The sequence below is a fragment of the Acinetobacter sp. UBA3132 genome, assembly GCF_002364825.1.
GTDB classification, from domain to species: Bacteria; Pseudomonadota; Gammaproteobacteria; order Pseudomonadales; family Moraxellaceae; genus Acinetobacter; species Acinetobacter schindleri.
The window spans coordinates 1-8,169 of sequence record NZ_DEZM01000133.1 but is presented as its reverse complement, the minus strand read 5'-3'; the positions used below and the strand labels follow the sequence as shown (position 1 = coordinate 8,169).

Genomic DNA, 8,169 nt, shown 5'->3' with positions numbered 1-8,169 from the left:
GATTGTCTATTGTTTGATCGTTGTATGTTTTATCAACGATTCTAAATCAGCGCAAAATGGTTAAGGGGAAAGCTCACAAGAATGTGGGCTTTTTTATTTTATACACATAAATTAACCTTTCATTTAAAAAAACTTTCCAAATAGCTTTGGAATGCAATCCATATAGATGATACCTATAGAGGTTGTTATTTCTAATCTATTGAGGTGAGCAATGAAATTACTAACATTGATTGGCGCAGGCGTATTGGCTGGATATTGTTATAAAAAGGCTAAATACAAAAAGGGAAATGCAAAAAACTGTTCTCATCACGAAGCGGAGACAGAATCTAAGGCATCAAATACCCCTGAATAAATTAATAAAAGACCTCACAAATGAGTGAGGTCTTCGACTATTTAGAAAGGAAAAATAACAATCAAATGCAAATATTGGCTAAATTAATCCTTGGCCTTGTTTAACTGAAGAAACGACTAGGCTGAGTATTTGTTGATTTTGCAATTAGTAGCTTTCTAGGTAATTTATATATTTATGAGAAGTCCTCAACTAGTTTAACAAGTACTTAAAGAAACATAAAACTAACGGGTAAGAACTATTAGTATATATTTCCTATACTTACATGAATCTATTCAGAAGTTATCTTTAAATAGTTTAAAGAGAAAATATTTGGCTAAGGATTATAAAATGGTAATCAGGGATTGATTTGTTTAATTTTATATTAATTTCTATAGTTAGATGAGATTTTTAAATTCTAGGGATCATTCCCCTTATATTTTGAAATAGGGGGGCACTAAAGCAAGGAGATCGATATGTTCCAGTTCGTACTTTGCTTATTTGGCCTACATAGTACGATTGAGTTTGAATGTACGGCTGATAGCGAAGAAATTAAGTTATGTCGTGATTGCTTGAAAGAAATTAAATAGTTTTAGTAGAGCAGGGCTACATGTATTTGGATATAAAGTTACCCTGTTTCTTAAGGTGAAGTCAGGGCTGGTCTATTAGAAGCTAAAAAATATCATTAAATATTCAATAGAAATTAATAATGATAAATCTTTGTGCGTGGTTCAATGATTTTGATGAAAATGATCAGTGTGAATAATGAAAGTCAAATTTTTAAAGATTGCATATTTTTAAAGATTGCATATTGAAGTATATCGTCTGTCGATTTAATGATAGAAAATATAATTAACTGGATTCATTAGATTTAATCTGAATTAATAAAGTGCAAATATTTTAAAATTTCTAGTAACCCTTTATATTTAGGATTGAGTGTTAAGATAGGCTACAATATAAGAAATAAGAAGACAGAGTGTCCTTTAATGACTAAGCTTGAAATATTGATAACTTTATTGGCTATCGTAATTATTAGTACAGTCATCTACGTATTGGCCCATACTTAGTAATTAAACCTCCTTTGGGAGGTTTTTTATGAAGTGTTATCTTTTGGGTACTTGTTAATCTAAAGCTGTAATGAACCAAAAGCTCATAAAAATATACCAAGTATCAAATGTTAATGAAATAAGGTGGATATTCTTATTGATAATTAGAAGCTTCTGGCATTATTTGAGGTATGACAATGATTTAATTAACTAAAAATTGGATAAAATTTTGTAAAAGTAATTTCATAAAATCTAAAAATTCACAAAAAATAAACTTTATAGATTGTTGAGTCGAGATGAAGACAAACGAATACAATGTGATTCATTCTTAAATCTTTTAAGTTTATAAATCATTAGGTAAGCCTATTTCAATGCTCAATCTTCCCATCCAGTCGCGACTTGGCGGATTCTATTTCTGTTATTACGCCATTGTAGGCGCATTCATGCCATTCTGGAGTTTGTATCTTGAAGATCAAGGTTTCAGCTATTCAGAGATCGGGATTCTATCTTCAATTGCCATTGTCACTCGCTTTTTTGCACCCCTCATTTGGGGCTGGATTGCTGACAAATCTGGCAAACGCATGCTGCTGGTGCGCATTGCTACTTGGATGGAAGCCTGTATCTGGTTCATGATTTTTATCGTTCCAAACAGCTTTCAGTCTGTGGCATTACTGATGCTGATTTTTAGCTTTTTCCAAAATGCAATTCTGGCACAATTTGAAGGTGTGACGCTTTTTTGGCTCGCAGAAAAGCGTGCCGAGCTATATGGCAAAGTGCGTAAATGGGGATCGGTGGGTTTTATTGTTGGTGTTTTTGCTGTTGGAACAATATTTGAAATTATCCCGATCAGTATGTTGCCAGTATTATTGCTGTGTATTTCGTTTCTTGCTTTTATCTGGTCCTTTAGCATTAAGGAGCCTTCGACGGCGCCATCCGCACAAAAACAGCTTGAACCGTTATGGCCAATCTTGAAACGACCAGTGGTTTACAGCTTTTTCATCATTGAGCTGATTATGCTGTTTTCCCATGCGCCATTTTATAGCTTCTATAGCAATTTTCTCAGTCAGCATGGATATAGTACCAGTCAGATTGGACTGCTGTGGTCGGTTGGTGTGATTGCAGAAATTATCATATTTGCTTATGCGACTTTATTTTTTAATCACTGGTCGTGGCGAACACTGGTAATAATCTGTTTGTTGCTAACAGGATTGCGTTGGCTGATTGTAGGTCTGCTGCCTTCGCTATTTATAGTGCAGTTTATGGCACAAAGTATTCATGCTTTTAGTTTTGGCCTATTTCATATGATTGCGATGCGGGTGATTTTCCAGAATTTCTCGGCAGGACAGCAGGGACGAGGTCAAGCACTTTATAGCACCATGTGGGGGATTGGTGTCGCTAGTGGCAGTATTCTTGCTGGTCAGTACTGGGACCAATTTGGCGGTGCGACTATCTTTATATATGCCGCCGCGACTACGCTAATGGGTTTACTATTTTTATCTGGTTTGCCCAATCAGGTGGAACCCACAAAGTCCACCTGAAGTAATGATTCTTGAGTTATTAGATCTGAATATCTTTATAACGATCAAACCATGGTTGTGCTTCTTCTAGTTGAGCAGCCAGTTGTAATAACAGATCTTCACGAGCAAACGGCGCGATAAACTGAGATCCTAAAGGTAGATTCTGTTCGTTCCAGTATAGTGGTACTGACATAGCGGGTAGGCCAGTGATATTGGATAACTGGGTGAATGGCACCCATTTCAGGTTCTCCTTGACGATCTGATCAATCAGTTTACCCTGAGCCAATAGATGTGCCTTTCCCATACCCAGTAATGCTTTCATAATCGGTTTTTGCCAAGCGGGTGTTTTTACTTCACCATTGCGTGGTGCCACCGACGCCGTTGCTGGTGTCAGGTATAAATCATAGCGGTCAAAGAAGTGATTCATCTGGGAAACATAGATACCCCAGTTGTTCAGGTTCTGGATGTATTCAATCGCTGTAGTTTTGGCGCCAAAAGCAGATAATACCAGAGAATCCAGCTCAAAATCAGTTGATTTAGACGGATATTGCCTACGGATTTCCTCAAGCATATAAGAGAACTGACTAAACCAGGTGGTAATAAAATCCTTAGCCAATTGCATCCCGTCAATCGCTGGATGATCTTCAATTACCTCATGACCTAATGATTCCAAAAGTTTCACTGTCTGTTCGATGGCCTGAACTGCATCTTTGGAGATTTTGGTGCCAATAGGAGATTTGGTATTGAATGCAATTTTCAGTTTTTTCGGGGGGTGCTGAATAATCTCCAGATAATGCGCATGTGGCCGTTCGATCTTGAACATGGAATGATGATCTTCACCATGTGTAGCATCCAGCATCGCAGCGCTGTCACGAACGGTTTTGGTCAGAACGTGCTGAATCGCTGCACCATGCATGGCTTCACTCATTTGTGGTCCCCAAGGTGTACGTCCCCGACTTGGTTTCAAACCAAACAGGCCGCAATAAGAAGCAGGAATTCGAATCGAACCACCGCCATCACCCGCACCCGCAATCGGCACGATCCCCCCGGCAACAGCAGAAGCAGAACCACCTGATGAGCCGCCACTATTATGGGCTAAGTTCCAAGGGTTTTTACAGCTACCCCAGGCATCTGGCTCGGTAATGCCTTTGATTCCAAATTCAGGTGTATTGGTGCGGCCAAAAGTTACAATGCCGGACTTTTCCCAGCGATTCACAATTTCCGCATTGGTATCCGGAATATAGCCAATACGTTTAAAGCCAGTACAGCCATAAGAAGTCGGATAACCGGCATACTCCTGAAACAGATCTTTAACCAAGAAAGGCACACCTGCAAAAGGACCTGATAAATTTGCCTCAGTACGTTTTAAGGCATAATCATGCATCGGGATAACGATGGCATTTAATTCAGGATTGACCTGATTACTGCGTTCTAAAGCAATATTCAGCAACTCGGAAGCATGGATTTCTTTTTTTGCGACCAGCTCGGCCAGTCCCAGACCATCATAGCTAAGATATTCCTGATAATTCATGACATTCCCTGTTTGAATAAATAAAAGTTAAAAATTTTAAGATGCAAGTACGACCTGATTACGACCCATATGCTTGGCCTGATAAAGCGCCTGATCTGCAATATTGATCAGATCCTGCAATTCGGTCTGCTGTGGTGCTTCCTGATGGGTAATACCCAAACTTACCGTGATATGCACCGATTTGCCGTGTTCCAGATAAATTGGTGTTTGCTGTACCAGCTCACGGATACGTTCAGCCACCCAATGCGCTTCATCGTGCTCTATATCCCACATTAAGACGACAAACTCTTCACCACCAATCCGGGCAAACAGATCGCAGCTACGCAGATTGGTGCGCACCAGCTCAGAGAACTGCTGTAAAACTGCATCACCAACATGATGGCCGTATTGATCATTTAAGCGTTTAAAGTAATCAATATCCAGCATAATAAGAGAGAACGACAATTTTCTAGACTGTTTCAGTAAACTTTCACCTTCTTTAAAGAAGTAATGGCGGTTCATGGTACGGGTTAAACTGTCATAATTGGCGAGATAAAGCACATGTTTATACAGCTCATTCCGGTTTTGGCTGATAATGCACAGAATCAATGGTGCCAGTGCCAGCATAAACAGGCCGATGCGTAAGGACACAAAAGTCGTAGAATCTGCCAGGGCTTGATCGGCCAGATAGATCTGTGTCAGGCTGCTGTAAGTGGTGATGAGAACCAGTGTATTAATAATCGAGATTGTAAAAATACGATAAGTGAGTGCTGCCCAGATTAAAGCGGCCAGAGGATAGATTAGTGCGCCAGGTCCGGCAAAAATATGAGTTAAGACCACACACACTGCGACAGTGATCATCGGAAAAAAATAACTGAAAGAATAAGATTTTTTCCTGCGATTTTTCGCAAAATAACGAATTTGCTTGGCAGTAGGGAATGCCAGTACCAAGGGCAGGATGATAATATAGTTAACCATTTCCCCAGTCCACCACAGAAAAAAGTCAATTTTCATGTTTTCCGGAGTGATAAAGGAACCGGGGATATTCACCAGAGTAATCACTGCAAATGCTGCGCTGGCCAGACATCCTGCGAAGGCACAAATACCGAACAGATGAATAAAGGTAAACCCGCTGTTGTAATACTTATAATTAATCTTGAAATAGCGAATACAGAATAGCGAAACGATAGTACTTAACAGATTTGAAAGTGTCAGAAAAAAGCTTTGTAGAAAAAAGTCACCTGTGAGCAGGTCTGCAAACATATAAGCACTGAACGCACCTAGCCAGCCACCTTTATTGTTGAGCTGTGGAAAGCGTAAAAAGAAGGCGAGTAGGGCTGCATTGGCTGGCCATAAAAATGCTAAATAGCCAGTTGGTCGTGTTGCAATGCCAATAAAGCTACAGATAAGAATTAACAGCGCAATAATGAGATATGCAGAGCTATCCGGATCCAGTTGTTTTTCTTTAAAATCAGCAAATCGCAAAATAAAGCTACCTTAGTATATTTACAATGAAAAATCACATGCTGTTTTTTTAGTTAAATAAGCTTTGAGATCTTTCTTTTTGTTTTTGATTGTTTGTAATTTAATTAATACTTAAAATCGCATAAGTACAAAATATAAACAAAATAATGTGGAAAAGAAATGGCTATTATGTATCTAACTGATATTTTTATTTAAGTAGATGAAATGATTTTTCACCATACTCCCCACTGTCAAAAATATGCTAAGTTAGGGACAATCCAAGGAATACTATTTTTAATATGAAAAAAACATGTCTAAGCCTTATGCTGCTTACCTTAACCACCTGGGCCATGGCTGCAGATATAAATAAAAATACCCAAACAGCAGCACAAGCTTCAGCTGTTGCCAATACCTTCCGTATCGTAACACGTCCTGAAATCATGGGCTTATGGGGAATGGAAATCCCGACTAACCGCAAGTGTGTTGAATATTATAATTTTAAAAGTGATAACAATGTGATTATTAAAAGTGGTGATGAATGGTCATCAGGCATCTATGACTATCAGTTGCCGCAAGATACCACCGCTCAGGTTCCGGCCTTAATTCTTCAGGTGAAATATGACAATAACCAGAAAGACTGTTCTGGCAATCAGGAAGATCAGTCTGGTGAAGTCTCACAGTATTTTGTGAAATGGCAGAACCCACATACGATTAATTTCTGTGCCACTGAAAAGGCAGAGCAGTGTTTTGCAACTTTAAGACGTATTCTTCCTTAAGGTCGTATTACAGACAATAAAAAACCGCTGAATGATCAGCGGTTTTTTATTAAGGATACTGAAAGAGGATTAAGCCTTTTCTTCAGCACCTTCAAGTTGTTTAAGCAGATGTTTTTCGAGATAGTGAATATCCATTGCCTGCTCACAGAAGTTCTCATCCTGAAGGATCAGATCTTTATGCAGTGGAATATTGGTCTTGATGCCAGTCAGAATCATTTCATCAAGCGCCTGCTTCATACGGGCAATAGCTGTTTCACGATCTTTACCATGTGCAATCAGCTTGGCAATCATTGAGTCATAATACGGTGGAATGCTATAACCTGGGTAGATATGCGAATCTAGACGGATACCTGCGCCACCTGGGGTGTAAAATGTCTCAATCATGCCCGGAGACGGCATAAAGGTAGATGGATCTTCCGCATTAATACGGCATTCGATCGCATGACCTTTAACAGCGACATCTTCTTGCTGAATATCCAGACCCAGACCGGCTGCGACACGAAGCTGTTGTTCAATGATGTCAACACCAGTCACCATTTCAGTGACAGGATGTTCTACCTGAACACGGGTATTCATTTCAATAAAGAAGAATTCGCCGTCTTCAAACAGGAATTCAAAGGTACCCGCACCGCGGTATTGCATTAACTTACATGCATTCACGCAAGCTTCCAGAATGTCAGCACGTGCCTGTTCAGGCAGATTTGGTGCAGGAGCTTCTTCCAGTACTTTCTGGTGACGGCGCTGTAAAGAACAGTCACGGTCATACAAGTGGATCGCATGGCCATTACCATCGCCCAAGATCTGTACTTCAACATGACGCGGCTTTTGCAGGAAGCGTTCCATATAAACCGTATCATCGCCGAACCACATTTCTGCATCACGTTGTGCCGCTTGTACAGACTCGAGCAGGGTATCCACGCGTTCAACGATACGCATACCACGTCCGCCACCACCCGCAGCAGCTTTTACGATCAGCGGGAAGCCGATTTCTTTGGCTTCAGCAAGAGCATTGTGGATGGTTACTGCATGGTCACAGCCTGGTACTGTTGGTACGCCGGCTTTCTTCATGGCAATAATGGCAGAAACCTTATTACCCATCAGGCGAATGTGTTCAGGACGTGGGCCAATAAAGATAAAGCCAGAACTTTCAACAATTTCAGCAAATTCAGCATTTTCAGACAGAAAGCCATAACCTGGGTGGATCGCATCCGCACCGGTAATCTCAGCTGCTGTGATAATTGCTGGAATATTTAGGTAACTGTCACTGCTTGCGCCAGGGCCGATACATACTGCTTCATCGCAGAAACGCAGATGCATCAAGTCCTTGTCAGCATCTGAATAGACACCGACAGTTTTAATTCCTAAAGTTTTGCAAGCTCGGGTGATGCGCAGGGCAATCTCACCACGGTTTGCAATTAAAACTTTTTGCAACATTATTATGAATCCCCGAGGTGATTAAGCGCGGTAACGGAAAAGTGGCTGACCGAACTGAATCACTTCACCATTTTTCACCAGAATTTCTTCAATC

The 8,169-nt window shown here is 40.2% G+C and carries 6 protein-coding genes and 1 pseudogene; 3 read left to right on the top strand and 4 right to left on the bottom strand.

Annotation, left to right across the window (positions count from 1 at the left end; translation table 11 throughout):
• The first annotated feature begins 211 nt into the window (after window positions 1–211).
• Together B4033_RS06980 and B4033_RS06975 are read left to right on the top strand one after the other, a co-directional pair.
• A complete protein-coding gene (locus B4033_RS06980; protein WP_167367443.1) occupies window positions 212–352 on the top strand; it encodes a hypothetical protein in 141 nt (46 codons plus the stop codon).
• A 1,393-nt stretch (window positions 353–1,745) separates the two neighbouring features.
• Window positions 1,746–2,912 carry an MFS transporter gene (locus B4033_RS06975; protein WP_286832844.1) on the top strand — a complete coding sequence of 389 codons (1,167 nt, stop codon included), beginning with the start codon at window positions 1,746–1,748 and terminating at the stop codon, window positions 2,910–2,912.
• Window positions 2,913–2,931: 19 nt separating this feature from the next.
• Here the strand turns inward: B4033_RS06975 and B4033_RS06970 are convergent, their stop codons facing one another.
• Both B4033_RS06970 and B4033_RS06965 read right to left on the bottom strand, forming a co-directional pair.
• Entirely contained in the window at window positions 2,932–4,422 is a 1,491-nt protein-coding gene (locus tag B4033_RS06970; protein WP_286832843.1) for an amidase, read from the bottom strand.
• Window positions 4,423–4,458: 36 nt separating this feature from the next.
• Entirely contained in the window at window positions 4,459–5,886 is a 1,428-nt protein-coding gene (locus tag B4033_RS06965; RefSeq protein ID WP_286832841.1) for a GGDEF domain-containing protein, read from the bottom strand.
• Window positions 5,887–6,215: 329 nt separating this feature from the next.
• On the opposite strand from B4033_RS06965, the gene B4033_RS06960 reads away from it, so the two are divergent.
• Window positions 6,216–6,641 (top strand): hypothetical protein, encoded by a 426-nt coding sequence (locus tag B4033_RS06960; protein WP_171056660.1) that lies wholly within the window; start codon window positions 6,216–6,218, stop codon window positions 6,639–6,641.
• Between the two features lie 69 nt (window positions 6,642–6,710).
• Here B4033_RS06960 and accC read toward each other — a convergent pair whose 3' ends face one another.
• Window positions 6,711–8,075 carry an acetyl-CoA carboxylase biotin carboxylase subunit gene (accC, locus tag B4033_RS06955; protein WP_286832840.1) on the bottom strand — a complete coding sequence of 455 codons (1,365 nt, stop codon included), beginning with the start codon at window positions 8,073–8,075 and terminating at the stop codon, window positions 6,711–6,713.
• Window positions 8,076–8,096: 21 nt separating this feature from the next.
• Window positions 8,097–8,169 (bottom strand): annotated as a pseudogene (locus tag B4033_RS06950) (acetyl-CoA carboxylase, biotin carboxyl carrier protein); the annotation flags it as partial.